We start from the raw sequence: 22405 nt of genomic DNA, 5'->3' as shown, positions 1-22405 counted from the left end.
GCGTCAGGCATCAATGACGGTGCGGCTGCTGTACTGATTGCGTCAGAACAAGCCGTTGCACAGTATCAACTTAAACCCCGTGCCAAAATCATTGCCTCAACAGCAGTGGGTGTAGAACCGCGCATCATGGGCTTTGCGCCAGCACCTGCCATCAAAAAGTTACTGAAACAAACCAATCTGACAATCGAGCAGATGGATGTGATTGAACTGAATGAAGCCTTTGCAGCACAAGCACTGGCGGTCACGCGTGACCTTGGTCTAGCGGATGATACGACACAGGTGAATCCAAACGGTGGTGCGATTGCGATTGGTCATCCACTCGGTGCATCGGGTGCACGTTTGGTGACGACTGCATTAAATCAATTGGAACAAACGGGTGGAACCTATGCGCTATGTTCGATGTGTATTGGTGTCGGTCAAGGCATTGCAATGATTATTCAGCGCGTTTAACCCTTCTTCTAATCTGACGTGGTGTTTCTGCTCATAACACTTTTTGCTGATAACAACAGAACAGTGGAAACACTCAAAATTTTTAATGAATTAAGGAAAAGCATATGCCAAGTTTTACTTCAAATAATGCCGAAATTCACTATCAAACTTTTGGTGACCCAAAAAATCCCGCGATCGTTTTTTCAAACTCGCTAGGCACGAACTTCAACATGTGGAAACCACAAATTACTTTTTTCCAGAAAAATTATTTTGTGATTTGCTATGACACTCGTGGGCATGGCCAGTCTTCTGCGCCTCAAGGGCCTTATGATATTGAACAACTTGGTCTAGACCTGATCCATTTACTGGATCATTTAAACATTGAGAAAGCCATTTTTTGCGGTATCTCAATGGGCGGACTTACAGGTCAGTGGTTAGTCATTCATAAACCTGAACGTTTTCATCGTGCCATTGTATGTAATACCTCTGCCAAAATTGGCAATCAACAGGCATGGAATGATCGCGCATCATTAGTACGCACCCAAGGTTTAGAACCAATTGCATCAACGGCTGCGAGCCGTTGGTTTACCGAACCCTTTATCCAAAGCAACGCAGCAACTGTAGCAGCGCTTTCAAACGACTTATGTGCTGGCAGCCCAGAAGGTTATGCGAGTTGTTGTGAAGCTTTGGCTAAAGCGGATTTACGTGAAAAACTCGAAAGCATTCAGGTGCCTTTACTTGTTATTGCAGGGCGTAAAGACCCCGTAACAACAGTCTCAGATGCACAGTACATGGTGAATCACATCCGAAGTAGTGCCCTATTTGAAATCGATGCCTCTCATATTTCAAATATCGAACAGCCCAAAGCCTTCAATCAGGCCATCTTAGACTTTATTGCTTAATGATCTAGATCTGAACTCAAAACAGCCCTACATGGGCTGTTTTTTTCGTACCTATCTAAAGAAAGCGATAGGAATGCTTAAAACTCATTATTAAAAATATGCTGGCTTTGGTTCATTCTATTTTTCCTCTTAAAATCATCAAAACTCAAAAATTGTATATAAAACAAACTGAAATTATTATGATTGCAAAATTATCTCTTCGAAATTTCACTTATTGCCAATCCTAAACTCACCAGATCCCATCATGTATAGCCACATCTACCCAGTTAAAATGAGCAAAATAGCCAATCGTTTTGTTTTATAATTTTTCTCGCACAGCAAAAGCCAATACTCAACAAGAGGATATTTTTTCAGTACATTCTGCTACTCAGCAATTTTTCTACAGTTTTTTGCTTAATTAACGGCAAAATTTCTCAGCGAAGAGGATGCTGAAAAACACCGTTAGAAACCTGAATTTTCCTTTTACTGTTTCAAGTTTTTCAGTTTTTTTCTAAAAGCTCATGGCATCAGCTAAATAGACCTTAACAACAGACAAAAACGTCCATATACATTTCAGTGTAACAAGTTGATGTTTTAATTGATGAAAGTGATATTTTTCAAGTTAAATATTGATCCAATAAAGCTTAGAAGCTGAATTGATCATGGTCGTCCAGCCAGCCAAAAGAGCTGGAATAAATTGATCAGATCATGCACAGATACAAACCATATCAGACTTTAGTTTTATTTTGATATACAGTTTAGTCATATAAGAATTGATCTAGATCTGATGCAGAGTGAGCTACCGACTAAGAAGTCTGAGTTGCCCTCTTTTCAAGACTTGAGTTGCACCTGTGGCACAAAACGAAAACAAATCTGCTGCTTTTGGTCAATTTGGCTTACAATGTAAAAAAGAGTAATAATCCGAAAATTTGTAATCTTTTAACATTGCCAATTCCTTGCAAAATTTACATTATATTGCCGAAGTTTGGCACTAAGCATCTACGTCAATTCAAACAAACTATAAAAAAAATGTAGAACTTTATGCCATAATACGCAAACTTTGCAGCCATCTTGCAAAGATTTATTGCAATTTATAAATGGAGCAAGCTAAATGAGTTCGACCATTTTGGTTATTCATGGACCGAATCTAAATTTGCTAGGAATGCGCGAACCAGAGGTCTATGGTTCTCTAACGCTGAACGACATCAATCAGCAACTCATTGCACAAGCTGAAAATACTTCAATTTCTCTCGACACTTTCCAAAGTAATTGGGAAGGTGCCATTGTCGACCGTATTCATCAAGCCCAAGCGGATGGTGTCCAATTTATTATTATTAACCCTGCTGCACTCACGCATACCTCTGTTGCTCTACGTGATGCCCTGCTTGGTGTAGCCATCCCATTTATTGAAGTTCATTTATCAAATGTTCATGCGCGCGAAGCGTTTAGACATCATTCATATTTATCAGATAAAGCCGTTGGCGTTATTTGTGGCTTAGGTGCTCAAGGTTATAGCGCTGCGCTCAATTACGCTCTCACTAAAATTCAACCCTCTACGCAATCATAATTAGGAATACTGTCACATGGATATTCGTAAAATCAAGAAACTCATCGACCTGATGATTGAATCTGACTTACAAGCGATTGAAGTTAAAGAAGGCGATCAATCGATTGCACTGACTCGTCGTAGTCCAGTTGTTGCAGCTGGTGCTCCTGTTGCTATGGCAGCTCCTGTTGCTCAGGCTCCAGCGGCTAAAACACCACGTGGTGCTGTAGAAACTTCTCCAATGGTTGGTGTGTTCTACGCTGCTCCAAGCCCAGGTGAAGCGCCATTTGTTAAAGTTGGTCAAACCATCACGGCTGGTGAAACACTTGGTATTATCGAAGCAATGAAAATCATGAACCCGATTGAAGCAACGCAAAGCGGTGTGGTTGAAGAAATTTTAGTGAAAAACGGCGAAGTGATCCAATTCGGTCAACCATTATTCCGCTACCGCGCGTAATAGACGGGGACTCATAATGTTGCAAAAAGTTTTAATTGCAAACCGTGGTGAAATTGCCCTGCGCATCACCCGTGCCTGCAAAACTTTAGGAATTAAGACGGTAGGGATCTATTCAGATGCCGACAAAGACTTAATGCACCTACGTTTTGTAGACGAAGCTGTATGTATTGGACCAGGTGCGAGCAGCGAAAGCTACTTGAACATTCCTGCCATTATTACAGCAGCTGAAATTTCAGGTGCAGATGCCATTCACCCAGGTTATGGCTTCTTATCAGAAAATGCTGAATTTGCTGAAATTGTAGAAAACTCAGGTTTCATTTTTATTGGACCACGCCCTGAACATATTCGTTTGATGGGTAACAAAGTTTCTGCCATTACTGCAATGCGTAAAGCAGGTGTTCCAACCGTACCCGGTTCTGCAAATGCAGTGACACCGCAAAATGCACTGGCTGAAGCTAAAGAAATTGGTTTCCCATTGATCGTGAAAGCTGCTTCTGGTGGTGGTGGCCGTGGTATGCGTATTGTAGAACGTGTCGACACCCTACTTGAATCTGTTCAAGCCGCACAGCGTGATGCTGAAATGTGGTTTGGAGATGACACGGTGTATATGGAACGTTTCCTACAAACACCTCGTCACGTTGAAGTTCAAGTTCTTGCTGACGGTAATGGCCACGCGATTCACCTGTATGACCGAGACTGCTCTTTACAGCGTCGTCATCAGAAAGTGCTAGAAGAAGCGCCAGCGCCAAATTTACCTGAACAAGCACGTGCTGACATTTTAGAAGCTTGCGTAAATGCTTGTAAATTAATGCAGTACCGCGGTGCAGGTACATTCGAGTTCTTGTTTGAAGATGGTGAATTCTTCTTTATTGAGATGAATACACGTGTTCAAGTTGAGCACCCTGTAACTGAAATGGTGACAGGTATCGACATTATTGAACAACAGCTCCGCATTGCTGGTGGCTTAGGTCTTGAAATTGAACAAGATCAAGTTGAAGTCAAAGGCCATGCGATTGAATGCCGTATCAATGCTGAAGATCCAACGACCTTCTTACCTTCACCAGGTAAAATTGAGAATTTTTATGTGCCAGGTGGTGCAGGTATTCGTCTTGATTCACATATCTATCAAGGCTATAGCATTCCGCCCTACTATGACTCGATGATTGCAAAGCTGATTGCACACGGTAAGGATCGTAAAACATCACTTGCTCGCATGCGCCAAGCACTTGATGAAATGATTTTGACCGGTATTAAAACCAATATTCCATTGCATAAAGATTTGATTCTTCAAGATGAAAAATTCTGTGAACAAGCAATGGATATTCACTACCTTGAAAAGCACTTATTAAAGCAAATTGAAGGTAATCAAGACAAATAATTGTCTTGATCCTTAAATAAAAAAACCGCGATTTATCGCGGTTTTTTTATTTATAAAATCATTAATTAAGGTAGTACGCGACGTAGTGTTGCAAAGCATTGCTGTGCTTTATCATTGGCACAAAAATTAATGGTCGATGGACTTTGCCATTTCACAAAATACTGAGACATTTCACCAGTCTGATCTTCTTGAGACCCAGAACAATCCACTTGGTTATTGTCAAATTTGACCTGTAAAATCAAAACAGGTAGTTGCACATTTTTATCGGTAGATGGCTGGTAATCATAAATTCCTGTAGACCATTCTTCCCCACTTTTAATCACAACATCACTATTACTTTTAAAATTATAGTATTCAACGCATTTACGATTATTTGGAATTTCCATTCCCCATAAGCCCACAATTTCAGGGCGAGTCGTTACACGAATATTATTTTGATTTGATGCTTGAGTATCCTCAACCTGACTTGGCGTATTTGCCATAAGCACTGATGAAGTTAACATGAATAACATGCCGAATAATGTTTTTTTCATACAAGCCATAATGTTTTTAAGCGTCCCACTAAATTAGCATATTTTGATTCAAAACATCATTTTATAACCATTTCATAACAATCTATTTTTGCTATGCATTGCAATCTCGATTTAACAAAACGACTTATTGCCAGTACTAGATAAATTGTATTTTCAGAATCGAAAAAAGACCACCTAAGCAGTCTTTTTTTCTATGTCGTAATATTGGACTTTAGGCTACAGGTGCCAGTGTAAACAGCACCTGACCTGTTTTTACCGTTTGCCCTTTTTCAATGGTAATGGCTTCAACCTTCATTCGCTCAGGTGCAATAATGGGAATTTCAATTTTCATGGCTTCAATCACGGCCAAAGTTGCCCCTTCTTCCACAATGTCTCCAGAGGTACATTCAATTTTCCAAATAGAACCGGGCATGTGCGACTCTACTACACAGCCACCTTCAGGAATTTGGATTTCACTGTCATCTAAAACCACATCTATGCTTTCAGAAACATATTCAGCCAAACCTGCCTCATGCCAGCGACGGCGTTCATCTTCAAAGTTTGCTTGCTGTACCGCTTTAAAACTTGAAATGGATGCTGCATTTTCAATGAGGAAGTCATTATATTGTTTTAGATTTAAAACCCCATCTTCTACGCGAAGCTTTAAGCGCCCCGCTTTAAAGTCGTCCCGCATTTGCATCAGTTCTGTTTCAGACACTTCATAAAATTTAATTTGATCAAAGAAACGTAGTAGCCATGGCTTATCCTGTTCAAAGTCTGGATTTTTGCGGTAACGACTCCACATTTGGGTTGTACGCCCAACAAACTGATAACCGCCCGGGCCTTCCATGCCATAGACACACATATACGCTCCACCAATGCCGACTGCATTTTCAGGCGTCCAAGTGCGTGCAGGATTATATTTGGTGGTCACTAAACGATGACGTGGGTCCAGCGGCGTTGCCACAGGTGCACCCAAGTACACATCCCCCAAACCCATCACCAAATAATTGGTGCTGAATACGATATCCTTCACTGCTTGCTTTGAATCTAGCCCATTGATACGACGAATAAACTCAACATTGTCAGGACACCACGGCGCATCTGGACGTACTGTTTGCATATAACGTTCAGTCGCCAACTGAGTTTGAGAATCCTCCCAAGCCAAAGGCAAATAGACTGTGCGCGACGGGACTTCCATTGCGGTCACATCAGGCAATTCACTTTCTGCTTGCTGTAAAAGGCCCAATAAATGTTTTTGATCTAGCACCAATGAATCAAAATGAATTTGCAGCGAACGAATACCCGGTGTTAAGTCTATAATCCCTTCGATACTTTGGTCTTTAACCCATTGCATTAAAGCATGAATACGGAAGCGTAAATTGAGATCTAAAACCAACTCTCCATATTCAACCAACAGATAACTATTACCTGCAGGACGATAAGTCACATCAGGTCTAGCGTTCTCACCTTTTAAAGTCGCTAAAACGGCATCTGATAAGATCTCCATTTCAGCATGAAAGCTTGGAGAAAATTCTACGTTTTCAGTCGTATCCGCTGTTAACGCTGCGCTATATTTTTGATTCAATACTTGCGCTTGATCATAAGAGATTGGGATAAATTTAACTTTATCACCCGCTTTAAGCTGACCAATTTTCCAAAGTTCAGAGCTGACCACAACTGCTGGGCAAACGAAACCGCCTAAACTTGGACCATCGGGTCCTAAAATAATCGGCATATCTCCAGTAAAATCAATCGCGCCAATGGCATAAGCATTATCATGAATATTCGAAGGATGCAGCCCCGCTTCACCACCATCGATACGCGCCCATTCAGGTTTTTCACCCACTAATCGAATGCCTGTACGACTTGAGTTAAAATGAATTTCAAATTCTTGCTCAAAGAAGCGCTCAATATCTCGTTTGGTGAAAAAGTCTGGCGCACCATGCGGTCCATACATCACTGCAATGTTCCAAGTCTGACTAAAGCTCGGCACCTGTGCTGTACTCAGTGCAACAGTTTCTGCCGAGGTATAAGCCGTAATCGGCAACATATCTCCTATGAGTAAATTGCGTCCTGCATGACCACCAAACTGACCTAAAGTAAAAGTCGCTTGTGAGCCTAAGTAGGTAGGTACATTGAACCCGCCTTTAATGCCAATATAACTGCGACAACCTGTGGTGATTTTACCCGTTTTAAGAATTTGCCCTTTTTTAACATTGAGGGTCTGCCACATGGCAACGTCGACACCATCCAATGTCGCAAGCATGTCGCCACCCGTAATCACGATTTGGCTATCACAGTGAAACTTTAAAGTTGGGCCTTGTAATGTACATTCTAACGCTGCGGTATTAAATGGATTCCCCAATAGTTGATTGGCTACATTTAAAGATAAAGGATCAATCGCACCCGAAGGTGGCACTCCAACATCCCAGTATCCCAAACGACCTGTGACGTCTTGTATTGACGTTTGAATACCGGACTGTAATACCTCAATTTTTTGGGTTTTCCACTCAAAAGTATTTAAGAAACGTGTAGTCTGTGTCCCTGCTTTAAACACTTCACAGTCAATAATATTTTGTAAATACTCAAGATTGGTTTCAATTCCTGCCACTGAGGTGTTTGCCAAAGTATCGCTCATGGCCTGAATTGCACTCTCACGGTTCTCACGGGTCACAATGATCTTGGCAATCATCGGATCATAAAAGGAAGATACATTTGAACCCGTTTCTACCCATGTTTCATTGCGGGCCTGTGGGTCAAACTCGACATAGGTCAGTAAGCCAGCACTGGGCTGAAAGTTTTTAATTGGATCTTCGGCATATAAACGGACTTGGATCGAATGGCCTTTAGATTTAAGCGCCTCTATCGGTGCAGTCCAGTCACCACTACCTAAAGTGATCATCCATTCCACAAGGTCTACACCAAACACTTGTTCAGTCACACCATGTTCAACTTGTAGACGTGTATTCACTTCTAAGAAGTAGAATTGCTGTGTGTCGCTATCCATCACAAATTCAACCGTACCTGCTGAACGGTAATTCACTGACTGCATCAGTTGAACCGCAACACCTTGAATATAAGCACGTTGTTCATCATTTAAATGCGGCGCTGGAGTTTCCTCGATTACTTTCTGGTTACGGCGCTGTACTGAACAGTCCCGCTCTCCCAAAGCCAAAACCAAACCTTGGCCATCACCAAAAATTTGGACTTCAATATGACGCGCATTTTCCACAAACTTTTCTAAATACAAGCCTGCATCTTTAAAGTTCGCTTGGGCCAAGTAAGATACCGTTGCATAAGCATCTTTAAGCTCTGTTTCGTTCCACACCAAACGCATACCAATACCACCGCCACCTGCGGTACTTTTCAGCATCACGGGATAGCCTATATGATTCGCCTCCACCAGTGCTTCCGCTTCGTCTGCTAAAAGTTGGCTACCCGGTAACAATGGCACGTTCGCCTGAATGGCAAGTTCACGCGCAGTATGCTTTAAGCCAAAACTACGCATTTGCGCAGAATTCGGCCCTAGAAACACAATGCCCTGTGACTCACACAAATCACAAAACTCTGCATTTTCAGACAAGAAACCATAGCCTGGATGAATGGCTTCAGCACCTGTCTCTTTGGCAACCTGTAAAATTTTTTGAATATTTAGATAACTTTGGTTGGCTGGGCTATCACCAATAAATACCGCTTCATCAGCCAAAGTCACATGTAAGGAATCACGGTCTGCTTCTGAATACACCGCAACCGACTGAATACCTAAATTCTTTAATGTCCGAATTACTCGGCAAGCAATTGCACCACGGTTGGCAATAAGAACTTTTTTAAACATGCTGATTACTCCTTGCCGTCACGTACAATCAGTTGAATTTTGGTCGGGTTATAGGCATTACATGGATTGTTCAACTGCGGACAATTAGAAATCAGCACGATAAGATCCATCTCTGCTTGAATTTCAACATACTTACCCGGTGCCGATATTCCATCGTCAAACTTGAGATGCCCATCACTGCTCACAGGAACATTCATAAAGAAGTTAATATTCGGGCCAATATGACGGACATTCAGTCCATACTTTTTCGCGATTGGATGCAAAGCTAAAGCTGTCATAAAGTTATTACGGCAACTGTGCATCGGAAATGTGTCGTGTGCATAACGTACGGTGTTACTCTCACATGAACAAGCACCGCCTAAGGTGTCATGGCGACCACAGTTATCATCATGGATCGTGGCGATTTTGTTGCCATAGTTGGTATATAGGGCTGTGCCTTTTTCGAGATAAATCTGCTGATTAATGGCTAGAGTATCGGTTGCGCTGTAACGTTCTTCAGGATTGTTCGCAGAAATCAATAAAGTATCGACTGCTTGGTTGCCTTCGAGGTCAATAATGCGGAAATATTGCCCTTTCTGGACTTCACACATCCATGCCTCACCCGCTGGACAGACTTCATTTAAAACGGTTTGATCAAATGCTTGTAAACTGGTCATGCGTATTCTCCTCGGGCTTAAGCAGCATCAAATGCGTAATAACGTGCGTTGTTTTGAAAACCGCGTTGGTTTTGTGGGCATGAATCACGACAGACATCGTGTACTGCTAAAGCGGAGGCTTTGAATAAGCGCATTTGAATATCGGCAGGCTGATACTTTGCTGCTTGGCTCAAACCATGTGGCGCAGCAGATAAGAACACCAGACAGTCCATTTCAAAACGCAGTTCAATGATTTGATGGGTATTGTCAGTATCAATATAAGATAAGTTGCCTGCATCATCAGGGCGAACTTTAGAGAATAGGTTGACCGTAGCTGACAGATCGGCTTGACCTAATGAGAACTTGGTCATTTCAAGCAACAGGCTGTCGCGTCCACTCCGATACATCTCATTTCGTATATCTTGAAAAGTTTGAGTACCAAACTGTTTTTGAATTTGTTCTGTGCGACTTGGACCACACAAGGCATCATTCCAACCATGCTCATCTTGAATGATTGAGGCCATAACCCGACCTAAGTCTGAATACAACACATGCCCTGTACTTAGAAATGCCGTATGTTGTGCCTTTAGGCTATCTGGCATATTAAAACGTTCGAGCTTGTCTTCGCTGTTGACACAGAAAAGTGAAACGTTGGCTTGTGCCCCCAAGGCTTTAAACTGTAAAACAGTGCCGCGTTGAATACGCCCAGACCAGTGATGCCCACCCGGTAAAAGTTCAGTCCATAGTGCGTTATCGTCGTGATAAGTTATTGTGCTCATGCGCTTCTGCCTAAATCGTAACTGTTTACCTCCCGGGCTTTTATCCCTCCGTGTAGCTCTTTCGAACCGTGAACTCTCGGTCGCAGACATACATAAAATAGATATGTATCGGAACCCTAGATCACTCTTTCAGATTAGACGATGCAAAGGCTGTGCCAATTTAGTATTACGATTTTTAAACTTCGTAATACTATTTATGAGCAATAAATGGGCACTTTAGATTTCAAGCACACATATTTTCGCTATGCGCACTAAAAAGCATCAAATTTTAAGAATTACTTCATTAAAATTTCATGGAACATGTGACGCAGCCACTGATGACTGGTTTTGTGATGACAAGACATATGCCAATACTGTTTCACCCCATAACTTGGGAAGGCAATTGGAGCATTGAAGATCTTTAAATTGCCACGTGAAAGCAGCACTTCACTCAAATAATACGGGACTGTGGCAATCGCATCGGTTTCTTGTACCACCAAGCCAACCCCTAAATAGCTCGGTAAACGCATCAAAATGTCACGTTTTAGTTCTAAATTAAGCAGTTCATTTTCAATATGGTAATGCCCCATGCCCGCATCAATATCGATATGTGACTCAGCCAAGTACTGCGCTGTGCTGATACTGTCACCTGTCAAACGAGGATGATCTTTGGCGGCAATCACCACATAATACTGCTCGAATAGTTGCTGTTGATAAAAGCCATTTTCCAGTTGAGGTAAAAAACCCAGCGCCAAATCAATCTCGCCATTTGCCATTTGATAACTGGTTTCAGAGGTAATTGGACGGATATTCAAACGAATATGCGGCGCATGTTTCTTTAAGTATTGCGAAATTTTCGGCAACAACACCAAATGTGAAACATCGGTCATAGCCAAACTAAACTGTTGCTGTGAAGTGGCTTGGTCGAAATCAATCGTAAAGTTATTAATGATTTCAACCTTGTTTAACGCCTCACTGACCAATGGAAACAGCTGTTTCGACAGCTCAGTCGGCACCATTTCATTGCCAATCCGTAAAAACAGTGGATCATTATAATGTTGGCGAATTTTATTCAGAATGTTACTCACCGTCGGTTGACTCATTTCTAAATGATCAGCCGCCAGTGACACACTTTTAAACTTATAAACGTAAAAAAAGATACTGAGTAATTTACAGTCCAGTTCAAACACGAAAAAAATGTTCCTTATATGTATGGTGATGGTAGACGATCCATCATCTACCCATTATAGCGATGATCCAATGCTCAAAACTTACTTTTACAGGCATCTAGGTCTAATATCAGACGTTTCAGCAATAAAAGTACATTAATTATACCTTTAGCTGTACTGAACAATGGATGCTTTTCCTGAAAATTTATGTAGCATGATCTGCATGTATTTTACATAACAAAAAAGGCTCGAATCAATCGAACCTTTGATGAAATCAACCATGCCGAATTATAGCTATTTAAATCATTTTTTCAGTAGCCACAGTAAGGATATTACAGCTTTAGTCCAGCAACTCTACGGCAATAGCAGTCGCCTCACCACCACCAATACATAAAGCAGCTACACCTTTTTTCCCACCAGTACGTTTCAAAGCATGCAGTAAAGTCACCATAATGCGCGAACCAGATGAACCCAATGGATGACCAAGTGCACAAGCGCCACCATTCACATTGACTTTTGCAGGGTCTAAATGAAAACCATCAATTGCAAGCATTGTGACCATCGCAAATGCTTCATTGACTTCCCACAGATCTACATCATCCGCAGACCAGCCTGCTTTGGCTAAAACTTTCTCAATGGCACCTACAGGGGCAATGGTGAACTCAGATGGATGCTGAGAGTTGCTTGCATAAGCCACAACTTTTGCCAATGGCTTAAGACCACGTGCGTCAGCCACTTCGGATGAAGTTACAACCAATGCAGAGGCACCATCCGAAATAGAACTCGAATTTGCAGCAGTAATCGTGCCGTCTTTTTTAAATGCCGGACGTAAAGTTGGAATTTTATCCACTTTGGCATTGAGCGGCTGTTCATCCTGATCAACCACAACATCGCCTTTACGGCTACTCACCGTCACAGGCACGATTTCATCTTTAAAGAAACCACCTTGAATCGCAGCAACGGCTTTATTTAAAGAACCAATGGCATATTGATCTTGCTGCTCACGGGTATAGCCTTTTTTATCTGCCATTTCTTGAGCAAGTACACCCATTGACAGACCTGTTTCAGCGTCTTCTAAACCTTCTTGGAACATGTGATCAGTGGTTTTACCATGTCCCATACGGTAACCCGCGCGTGCTTTTTCAAGTAAGTACGGCGCATTTGACATCGACTCCATACCACCCGCCACCACAATCTCAGCTGAACCCGCTTTAATCGCGTCAGCCGCTTGCATAACGGCTTTCATCCCAGAGCCACAAATTTTATTGATGGTTGTTGCACCCGTTGAGTCAGGTAGACCTGCCATACGCATTGCTTGACGTGCAGGGCCTTGTTTTAAACCTGCTGGAAGTACGCAACCAAAGATCACTTCATCCACATCGGTCGGCTGTAAGCCAGAACGGTTTAACACTTCTTTAATTGTCACCGCACCAAGTTGAGGTGCGGTACAGCTCGACAGTGAACCTTGAAAACCACCCATTGCTGTACGTACACCGTCTACAATAACAATCATTTTCTATTTCATCCTTTTTCGCGGTTTACTTGCTTTAAGCCCAATTAAAAGGCTTAAAGACATTCCCTATCTATTTTTTCATATTACAAAGGGGTTAATCGTTTCATATCTTATTTTAATGTTTTTCATAGTGCTACCGTCTCAAAGCGAGTCATCTATAAAGACATTAAAACAAACACACATGAATAAGACATCGATCCATACGATAGATGATCCATTTATCAACCCGCACTGCATTTGAGACTTTAGCACTAAAGGTTCTCATCTCTAAGAACACAGTGGCTATACTGACAATAGTGTAAAAATCACGAAAAAGGAATGCGATGGCCCAAATTTGATCTCTAGAGATCAAATTTATTGACAACGAAATGCGAAAATGCACCTGTATTTATTTCTATTGTTGAACAAGTGGATATTTTTAAAACGATTGTAGTAATATCCAAGACCTTAGTTGAATTTTCATTTTCAACCAAGTTCAATAGCCTCTCTATAGTTCTCATGGAATACACTGGAATAAGCCAATGACTTCAGTACGCCAACAAAATTTTCTATTACGCAAAGAGAAAATTTTAGCCATGGCTGAGACTTTATTATTAGACAATAATCAAGACATCACCTTAAGCGAATTAGCAACGGAACTCGATATTGCAAAGGGTACAATCTACAAGCATTTCAAAAGTAAAAATCAACTTTATTTAGAGCTGATTATCTTGAATGAAACTCGCCTGCTAGAAATTTCTCAAAAGCATAACAACGATATTAAAACGTATGTTTCCGAATACATGCTTTATAATATGTTGAACTCGAACCGTACGATTTTACTGCACGTTATTGAAGAACGTTTAACCAATAACGAACGTAAACTCAAAGAACTTTTTGAGAAGCTCTATCAAATACGTGAGCAACGTATTATCGAAATTAAAGACATGACTTCTGACTACTTAAAGTCTTTAGACAGTGCAATGTCCATTCGTGATTATTTATCTTATGTATGGACAGTGACCTACGGTGCGTCATTGTTACTCAATTCAACGCATTATCAAAAATCAATCGGTTCACGTGACCGTCTGATTAAACTGTATGTCAACCAAGCCCTTATGACACCTGATAAAATTTCACACGCAGCACTTTAAGTTTCTAAACGGCATAAAAAAAGCTAAACATTTCATGTTTAGCTTTTTTTCATACATTTCAGAAAATTAGTCTACGGAAATATCTTCAAACAAGACTGAAGATAAATAACGTTCACCACCATCAGGTAAAATCACCACAATGGTTTTACCTGCATTTTCAGGACGTGCAGCAAGTTCAGCTGCTGCTGCCATCGCTGCACCACTTGAAATACCCACCAAAATACCCTCTTGACTTGCTGTTTTACGCGCCCAATCAATTGCTGTTGCTGCATCAATTGGCATCACTTCATCGACCAAGTCGAGGTCTAAGTTTTTAGGAATAAAGTTAGCACCAATACCCTGAATCTTATGTGGTCCAGGCGTCAAAGCTTCACCACGTTTGGTTTGACCAATAATCGGCGACTCAGCAGGTTCTACCGCAACTGAATACAAGGCTTGTTTTTTTACTTTTTCAAAATAACTTGAAATCCCTGAAATCGTACCACCCGTCCCGACACCAGCAACTAAAATATCAACTTTACCACCTGTTGCTTCCCAAATTTCTGGGCCAGTGGTTGCTTCATGAATAGCTGGATTTGCTGGGTTTTCAAACTGTTGTGGCAAAAAATAAGTGTCTGGATTTTCATCCAACAAACGCTGGGCTTCTTCTACCGCACCGCGCATCCCTTTTGCAGGATCGGTAAGAACCAAGTTCGCACCCAAAGCTTTCATCACTTTACGACGTTCGATACTCATGCTTGATGGCATAGTCAAGGTTAACGCATAACCTTTTGCAGCAGCAACAAATGCCAAAGCAATGCCTGTATTACCACTGGTTGGTTCGACAATGTGCATTCCTGCTTTCAGTACACCGCGTGCTTCCGCATCCGCAATCAGCGCAGCCCCAATACGACATTTTACTGAAAATGCAGGATTACGGCTTTCAACTTTGGCTAAAACGGTGGCTGGACTTTGTATAATTCGGTTAATACGAACCAATGGTGTGTTACCAATCGCTTCTGCATTATTACTATAAACCGCTATCCCTAAATTATTAGGCGTTGGAAAAGCTGAGTCAGTACTCATACCAATGTTTCCTATGTTGTTTTTAATGATCCACTCATTATCATACCCTGATTTTTAAATGCAAACTGACATTTGGTCGAGCTTATGTTTTTATTTGATAAATAAATCACTTAAACAGAAAAAGCATGAGTTTCTCCCTGCTTTTACTTGAAAAAAACAGCCGCTTTTACCAAGAAGCCAGACGATAAAACCACATAATCAGCATCTTTTGTAGGAGGTGGAAAAATTTATACACTCATCTCAAAGTTTACTTTTTGTTCAAAAATATTATCCAGTAACAATTATGCCTTTAATAAATGTATATATTTTTTATTTTTATAATGCTATCTTAAAATAGCTATGTAATTATGATTTTAAAACACACTATATGATAAAATATTCAAAGCTTATTATAAAAAGTCATAAAGAAAACTATTTCTAATGCAATTTTCTACTTAAATTATATAAATATCTGGAACTTAAGCTAAATTTCAGATAACTAATTTTGATGTAAAAATAAAGTATATATAACTTAAACTAATATTTCATTTCACTAAAAGCCATGCATATTGGACTTGAAAACACAGCATTATGAACGGCTTGGTTTTATACTAAGTGCACAGTTGTTTTTGTTTTATGAGTAGGTTTTAAATGAACACAGGACTTGAAATAACGTCTATGCGCGACTCTGCTGAAGTTGTTGTGAGTATTTTAAAATCTCTAGCCAATACTGATCGTTTATTAATTTTGTGTCATTTGTCACAACAAGAACTTAATGTTTCCCAAATTGAAGAAATTACCGACATCAAACAGCCGACACTTTCTCAACAATTAATGATGCTACGTAAAAGTGATGTGGTAAATACGCGCCGTGATGGTAAACAAATTTATTACTCCATTAAAGATGAACGCATGATTGAAGTTTTAAATACTTTGTATAGCTTGTACTGCCCAAAACCACGTCTCTAAACCAAATCACTGCTATATTTTCTGTGCTATGAAAACGAATGCTAAGACTTCTTAGCATTTTTTATGCATAATATATCTAAATTTGTGATTTAGATTTTTTTATGTCTGATTGGAATCGTCGTCTAAGCCATTATCTACCCGCATGGCAATGGCTCAAGCACTATGACACGCCTACGTTTAAGTCAGATTTACTTGCATCTTTTATCGTCATTGCCATGTTGGTTCCTCAAGGCATGGCCTATGCCATGTTGGCAGGCTTACCGCCAATCACTGGGTTATATGCCAGTATTATTCCAATGATTATTTATGCCATAATTGGTGGCAGCCCGACTCTTTCTATTGGGCCTGTTGCCATCATTTCGATGATGACCTTTGCGACTTTGAACTCTATGTTTGAAGTTAGTTCACCTGTGTATATACAAGCGGCATGTTTATTAGCCCTAATGGTCGGTATCATTTCCCTGCTGTTGGGTTTATTTCGGTTTGGTTTCCTCATCCAACTGATTAGCCACCCCGTCATCCAAAGTTTCATTATTGCATCTGCTTTGCTGATTGCTTTGGGTCAGTTGAAGTTTATTGTCGATCTGCCCTTAAAAGCCAATAATATCCCCGAGTTTGTGGTTAGTGTTTGGCAATACATCAGTTTGACTCACATAGGTACGCTGCTGTTTGGCCTGTGTGCAATCGCATTTTTAATTTATGTACCAAAGCTGCTGAATACTAATGCCTTAAAAGGTTGGTTCGGATCGACCCTATTACTTTCGCGTACTATTCCTTTATTTTTAGTGGTTGCCTCGATTGCCTTGGTCTATTTTTTCCAGCTGCAAACGCTTGGAATCAAAACGGTTGGAATCATTCCATCTGGTATGCCTCCACTCGATATGCCGTATTGGAACTGGACTTTAGTTCTGCAACTTTTACCAGGTGCAACCATGATCGCGATGATCAGTTTTGTTGAATCACTTTCCATTGCTCAAGCCACGGCTTTACAGAACCGAAGCCAACTCAACAGCAACCAAGAACTTATCGCTTTAGGATTAGCCAATATCAGTGCAGGTTTCAGTTCAGCCTTTCCTGTGACAGGCAGCCTTTCTCGTACTGTTGTTAATGCAGATGCAGGTGCTCAAACGCCTATGGCTGGTGTGCTCTCTTCGCTGTTGATTATTGTAGTGAGCTTATACTTTACAGGTTTCTTTCAGGACCTTCCTTTAGCTATTTTGGCTGCAACGATTATCGTCTCGATATGGAAACTTGTGGACTTTAAACCCTTTATAGAAGCATGGAAGTATTCTAAAGCAGATGGCATCGCAATGTGGATTACCTTTTTTGGTGTTGTCTGTATCGATATTTCAGCCGGCCTGATCATTGGCATGATCTCAACCTTTATTTTATTACTTTGGCGGATTAGTCGGCCTCATATCGCTGTGATTGGCTTGGTCGAAGGGACGCAACATTTTCGCAATGTTGAACGACATCAAGTTCAAACAACGGCACAAGTACTGTCGATGCGTATAGATGAAAGCCTAACCTTCTTAAATGCCAATATATTCAAAGGCGAGCTGATCAATGCCGTGAGCCAACAACTTGAATTAGCCCATGTCGTGATTAATTGCTCCAGTGTGAGCAGTATCGACTTGAGTGCTTTAGAAATGCTGGAAGATATTAATCTAGAATTGGCCAAGCAAAACATTCAACTGCATTTGTCCGAAGTTAAGGGCCCTGTGATGGATCGACTACAAAGCTCCAAACTGTTGAAGCATTTGAGTGGGAATGTCTTTTTAACCCATTATCAAGCCATTCAAACCCTTTCTCCACAGCTGCTTAAAACCTTATAAGAGACAGAATGCCTGCTTGCACTTTTTCAATATAGTGAGAAATATCAAGCAGGCATTTGTGATAAAAATCCATTAAACATGTCATTTTTATGAATTAAAATGAATAATAAAAACTGAAATTACAATAACTTAATTTTTATATTTAAATATTTTTCAGTCAGTTAGCAAATTAGGTATAAAATGGCGCACTTAAAATCCGTATTTTGTCCTCGTAATTTCAACAAGGCGCCTCTATGTTTTCTGTTTTAGCGCGAATGAGTCTAGTTACTCGAATTATCATTGCCATTATTTTGGGTATTGGTGTTGCCCTCGTTTTCCCGGGCGTTGCACCTTATTTGAGCCTGCTAGGCGACTTATTTATTAAAGCGTTAAAATCTGTCGCGCCTGTACTTGTATTTGTCTTGGTTCTTGCTTCTATTGCAAATTTTAAAGTGGGTCATAGTGCGAATCTACGTCCCATCATCATCATGTATGCAGTGGGTATGTTACTGGCGGCTTTTGCAGCAGTTGCAGTCAGCATCATTTTCCCAAGTACTTTGTTCTTAAACTTGCCTGCAAATACTGACTTACAAGCACCTAGTAGCTTGATTGAAATCTTTAAGAACCTACTACTGAGCTTTATTGCTAACCCTGTGACTGCTATTAGTGAAGCAAACTTCATTGGTATTTTAGCGTGGGCTGTGGCCTTGGGTGCTGCGTTCCGTCATGCAAAAGACTCAACCAAAGACTTACTAAATGATACTGCACACGCAGTAAATAGCGTGATTCGTTTGGTGATTAACTTTGCGCCTATTGGTATTTTCGGTCTAGTAGCAGTAACGTTTGCAGAAACAGGTTTAAGTACATTAGCAAGCTATGCACATTTATTGGCAGTCTTACTCGGTACAATGGCTTTCGTTGCCTTAGTCATCAACCCGCTTATGGTTGCCGCAGTAACACGTAGCAATCCGTATCCTTTGGTATTTCAATGTTTACGTGAAAGCGGTATCACTGCTTTCTTCACGCGTAGTTCTGCTGCGAACATTCCTGTGAACTTAGACCTTGCAAAACGTTTGGGAGTGTCTGAATCTACAGCGAGTGTAGCCATTCCACTCGGTGCAACCATTAACATGGCCGGTGCATCAGTAACTATTACGGTGCTTACACTTGCAACAGTCAATACACTGGGTATTAATGTTGATTTTACCACCATGATGATTTTATCAGTACTTGCTACAATTTCAGCATGTGGTGCTTCAGGTGTAGCGGGTGGTTCTCTACTTTTGATTCCCGTGGCATGTGGACTATTTGGTATTTCATCTGATATCTCAATGCAAGTTGTTGCGATTGGTATGGTGATTAGCGTCCTACAGGACTCTACTGAAACCGCATTGAACTCATCCACTGACGTATTATTTACCGCAGCAGTTGACCGCGCTTCAAAATAATATATTGTAGAATCAGTATATTATTTCTTTTTTGAAGTTATGCCATTTCAACACTTACCGCTTTGGATTCAACTGGGGGCATTCTTTCTTGCAGTCAATGCAGGAATGATTAATGTCTTAGGACTGGTGACTGTTTTACACCAGTCCGTCTCTCATATGACTGGAAATGTAAGTGTTTTGGCGATGTCGCTTGTACATTGGCAACCCGAAAGCATTTTATATTTGCTATTAGTAACTGTCTGCTATGTCATCGGTTCATTTTATAGCGGTGTAATTCTGGGAAATAGTCACTTTCGATTGGGACGCCGCTATGGCGTACCACTTAGTTTAGTGGCTTTTTTTATTTTCCTATGTTGGTTCTTTCTACCTTATTTTCCACGCTATGCTTTACTGTGGGCCTGCGTCGCGATGGGTGTGCAAAATGCAATGGTGAGCCACTATAAAGGTACTATCATTCGCACTACACATTTATCGGGTGTCCTTACCGACCTCGGTTTAGCGCTTGGTTATCGTATGCGCGGACTCGTGGTTGAGCGTCGACGTGTGGTTTTACATCTTTTGATTTTAAGTGGCTTTTTGATCGGCGGACTCTGTGCAAGTTGGATGTATCCCTATTTAAAACTCAATTCTTTTTTAGTTCCAACAGCATTAAGCTTGATCCTTAGTGTTGTATATTGGATCATTTACTTTCGTTATCGTCGTTTTTAAACGCAGTTGTGGAATTCGCTATGGTAAAAAATGCATTACAGGCTCAGTTACTCAAAGCCGGTTTAGTTGACAACAAAAAGGCCAAAAAACTTTCTAAACAAGCAGTGCATGAGCAAAGAACAGGTCAAAGCAGTGAAGCTGAGATAAAGGCAAAAATTGCACAAGACAAACAGCAAAAACAAGCTAAAGATCAAGCCATTGAGCTTGAAAAGAAAGCGCTATTGCAAGAAAAAGAGCTCAAAGCGACGATCATTCAAATGATCACGCAGCATAAAATTCGGGATACCGATGGTGAAGTGACCTATCAATTTATTGATGATGGCAAAATCAAAAAACAATATATCAATCAACAAATTTATAATGCCTTGGTTGCTGGTAGCCTCGTGATTGCACGAGATCATGAAAGCTATGCCTTCTTACCTAAAGCCTTAGCTGATCGTATTAATGCCAAACTTGAAGGCTTTATTATCGTAAATACCTCAGAGAAAAATGAAGCAGTCACCGATGAGGAAGATCCATACGCTGCGTACGTGATCCCTGATGATCTTATGTGGTAATTTAAACCATCAGAAGCTTCCGCATTGGAAGCTTCTTTTTTTCCTAATCGATTAAAAACCAAACTCACCCGTCTTCTACTGACCTGACACCATCCCGACCATCAACAAACTATATTTCACGACATCCAAATAACGACTTAAAAGCCGAATCTAAGAGAGTAAATAAACAAGTCGTTGAAAACATGTATAAACTTAGTGACACAATTTGCTTAATTCGTATAGCTGATTACACTATTTACAGTGTTTTAATCAAAAGAAGATCGCATTTTGGATAATTTTCATTTTATACAGAGTTTAAAAGACTGGTCGGATCAGTATCCGTGGATCGAAATGCTGACAGGATTCTGCATACTCATTCTAGTGGCTATACTGGCGTATATTATTGCCAAGCATGTTGTCGTTCGTGGTATTCGGCATCTCATCACTAAGCTAAAATTTGCCAATCACGACATTATGTCGCAGCATAGCGTGATTCGTCGAATTGCGAACATTGTCCCAGCAATCGTCATTATGAATGGTATCGTCACCGTTCCTCACCTGTCTGCGAAAATGGTCAGCTTTGTCCAAATGGCGGCACAGGCCTTTATTTTCTTAACCATTGCACTCGCGATTGGTGAATTACTGAATATCTTCAATTTGGTTTATCAACGCAATCCGAAGTCTAGAAATAAACCCATCAAAGGCTATTTACAGCTAATCAAACTGATTATTTTCATCGTTTGTGGTTTGATGATCTTAGGAACTTTCCTGAAAAAAGATGTCTTCACCTTGCTAGCGGGCTTCGGTGCTATGGCAGCAGTGCTGATGTTAGTCTTCCAAAACACCATTTTGTCTTTGGTGGCCTCTGTTCAGATTTCATCCTATGACATGGTCCGTATTGGAGATTGGATTGAAATGCCATCCCTTAATGCAGACGGTGATGTCATTGATATGTCATTACATACCATCACCGTACAGAACTTTGATAAAACCTTTACCACGATTCCAACCAACAAATTAGTCACAGATACTTTTAAAAACTGGCGTGGTATGTCACAGGCAGGCGTACGTCGTATCAAACGCGCACTTTATATTGACCAAAGTAGCGTTCACTTTATGTCTGAAGCAGAACAAAGCAAACTTAAAGAGTTTTTATTATTAGACCAATATCTAGATCACAAAAGTACAGAGCTGGTTGAGTTTAATCAAAAACTGAGCAATACATCTCCCTGCAATCAGCGACGTTTAACCAATATTGGAACCTTCCGTGCGTATGTTGAGCTGTACCTTAATCAGCATCCGAACATTTCAAAACATCAGTCTTTAATCGTACGTCAGTTACAGCCGACTGAAAAAGGCTTGCCACTGGAAATTTATGCATTTAGCAATCAAATTGCATGGAAAGATTATGAAGCGATTCAGTCGGATATTTTCGATCATTTGATTGCCATTCTTCCCGAATTTGGTCTCAAAATTTACCAAGCACCATCGGGATATGACATGCAAATCGCACTGTCAAACCAGTAATTTTTTCACTTTGGTATGCTAAAACCATCCTAGTTTTGGCATACCAAGGTCTTAAAAATGCAGAATAAGCATCTCAACATACGGTCTAAATTACTAGTTTTAGAATAAAG

At 40.6% G+C, this 22405-nt stretch carries 18 protein-coding genes, 1 pseudogene and 1 riboswitch; of the genes and pseudogenes, 12 read left to right on the top strand and 7 right to left on the bottom strand.

Annotated elements, in window-relative coordinates:
• The 5 genes and pseudogenes from RR876_RS14870 to accC form a co-directional block, all read left to right on the top strand.
• Nucleotides 1-450: pseudogene (locus tag RR876_RS14870) on the top strand (acetyl-CoA C-acyltransferase); the annotation flags it as partial.
• 104 nt (nt 451-554) lie between these two features.
• Entirely contained in the window at nt 555-1331 is a 777-nt protein-coding gene (gene pcaD / locus RR876_RS14865; protein ID WP_332477903.1) for a 3-oxoadipate enol-lactonase, read from the top strand.
• A gap of 1090 nt (nt 1332-2421) precedes the next feature.
• On the top strand, nt 2422-2877 hold the full coding sequence (gene aroQ, locus RR876_RS14860; RefSeq protein WP_332477902.1) for a type II 3-dehydroquinate dehydratase: 456 nt from the start codon (nt 2422-2424) through the stop codon (nt 2875-2877).
• A gap of 16 nt (nt 2878-2893) precedes the next feature.
• On the top strand, nt 2894-3313 hold the full coding sequence (accB, locus tag RR876_RS14855) for an acetyl-CoA carboxylase biotin carboxyl carrier protein (RefSeq protein ID WP_004979753.1): 420 nt from the start codon (nt 2894-2896) through the stop codon (nt 3311-3313).
• Between the two features lie 16 nt (nt 3314-3329).
• On the top strand, nt 3330-4691 hold the full coding sequence (accC, locus tag RR876_RS14850; protein WP_005399493.1) for an acetyl-CoA carboxylase biotin carboxylase subunit: 1362 nt from the start codon (nt 3330-3332) through the stop codon (nt 4689-4691).
• Between the two features lie 65 nt (nt 4692-4756).
• Here accC and RR876_RS14845 read toward each other — a convergent pair whose 3' ends face one another.
• From RR876_RS14845 to RR876_RS14820, 6 genes are all read right to left on the bottom strand, one after another.
• A complete protein-coding gene (locus tag RR876_RS14845) occupies nt 4757-5173 on the bottom strand; it encodes a hypothetical protein (RefSeq protein WP_332477906.1) in 417 nt (138 codons plus the stop codon).
• 262 nt (nt 5174-5435) lie between these two features.
• Nucleotides 5436-9041 carry an urea carboxylase gene (gene uca, locus RR876_RS14840; RefSeq protein ID WP_332477901.1) on the bottom strand — a complete coding sequence of 1202 codons (3606 nt, stop codon included), beginning with the start codon at nt 9039-9041 and terminating at the stop codon, nt 5436-5438.
• 5 nt (nt 9042-9046) lie between these two features.
• Entirely contained in the window at nt 9047-9697 is a 651-nt protein-coding gene (locus RR876_RS14835; protein ID WP_332477900.1) for an urea amidolyase associated protein UAAP2, read from the bottom strand.
• Nucleotides 9698-9714: 17 nt separating this feature from the next.
• Complete coding sequence (locus RR876_RS14830) at nt 9715-10455, bottom strand: urea amidolyase associated protein UAAP1 (RefSeq protein WP_332477899.1); 741 nt, start codon at nt 10453-10455, stop codon at nt 9715-9717.
• 27 nt (nt 10456-10482) lie between these two features.
• A riboswitch (guanidine-I (ykkC/yxkD leader) is annotated at nt 10483-10586 on the bottom strand.
• 144 nt (nt 10587-10730) lie between these two features.
• On the bottom strand, nt 10731-11624 hold the full coding sequence (locus RR876_RS14825; RefSeq protein ID WP_004979763.1) for a LysR substrate-binding domain-containing protein: 894 nt from the start codon (nt 11622-11624) through the stop codon (nt 10731-10733).
• Between the two features lie 319 nt (nt 11625-11943).
• Nucleotides 11944-13116 carry a thiolase family protein gene (locus RR876_RS14820; RefSeq protein WP_332477898.1) on the bottom strand — a complete coding sequence of 391 codons (1173 nt, stop codon included), beginning with the start codon at nt 13114-13116 and terminating at the stop codon, nt 11944-11946.
• A gap of 521 nt (nt 13117-13637) precedes the next feature.
• Here RR876_RS14820 and RR876_RS14815 point away from each other — a divergent pair.
• Nucleotides 13638-14249 (top strand): TetR/AcrR family transcriptional regulator, encoded by a 612-nt coding sequence (locus RR876_RS14815; protein WP_332477897.1) that lies wholly within the window; start codon nt 13638-13640, stop codon nt 14247-14249.
• A gap of 66 nt (nt 14250-14315) precedes the next feature.
• Here RR876_RS14815 and cysK read toward each other — a convergent pair whose 3' ends face one another.
• Nucleotides 14316-15314 (bottom strand): cysteine synthase A, encoded by a 999-nt coding sequence (gene cysK / locus RR876_RS14810; RefSeq protein ID WP_332477896.1) that lies wholly within the window; start codon nt 15312-15314, stop codon nt 14316-14318.
• A 630-nt stretch (nt 15315-15944) separates the two neighbouring features.
• Here cysK and RR876_RS14805 point away from each other — a divergent pair.
• The 6 genes from RR876_RS14805 (at nt 15945) to RR876_RS14780 (ending at nt 22295) form a co-directional block, all read left to right on the top strand.
• Nucleotides 15945-16262 carry a metalloregulator ArsR/SmtB family transcription factor gene (locus RR876_RS14805; protein ID WP_004693230.1) on the top strand — a complete coding sequence of 106 codons (318 nt, stop codon included), beginning with the start codon at nt 15945-15947 and terminating at the stop codon, nt 16260-16262.
• Between the two features lie 101 nt (nt 16263-16363).
• On the top strand, nt 16364-18097 hold the full coding sequence (gene sulP / locus RR876_RS14800) for a sulfate permease (protein WP_332477895.1): 1734 nt from the start codon (nt 16364-16366) through the stop codon (nt 18095-18097).
• Nucleotides 18098-18330: 233 nt separating this feature from the next.
• Nucleotides 18331-19524, top strand: coding sequence for a serine/threonine transporter SstT (gene sstT / locus RR876_RS14795; protein ID WP_332477894.1), 1194 nt, complete (start codon nt 18331-18333; stop codon nt 19522-19524).
• A 39-nt stretch (nt 19525-19563) separates the two neighbouring features.
• Nucleotides 19564-20232 carry a YoaK family protein gene (locus RR876_RS14790; protein ID WP_332477893.1) on the top strand — a complete coding sequence of 223 codons (669 nt, stop codon included), beginning with the start codon at nt 19564-19566 and terminating at the stop codon, nt 20230-20232.
• A gap of 20 nt (nt 20233-20252) precedes the next feature.
• Nucleotides 20253-20789: a DUF2058 domain-containing protein gene (locus RR876_RS14785; protein ID WP_332477892.1), complete on the top strand. Its 537-nt coding sequence runs from the start codon at nt 20253-20255 to the stop codon at nt 20787-20789.
• A 267-nt stretch (nt 20790-21056) separates the two neighbouring features.
• A complete protein-coding gene (locus tag RR876_RS14780; RefSeq protein WP_332477891.1) occupies nt 21057-22295 on the top strand; it encodes a mechanosensitive ion channel domain-containing protein in 1239 nt (412 codons plus the stop codon).
• Nucleotides 22296-22405: the final 110 nt, after the last annotated feature.

It is taken from the genome of Acinetobacter sp. (genome assembly GCF_036666595.1).
GTDB lineage: Bacteria > Pseudomonadota > Gammaproteobacteria > Pseudomonadales > Moraxellaceae > Acinetobacter.
Note: the sequence above shows the minus strand (reverse complement) of the source record. Positions and strands in the feature narration are given on the sequence as shown.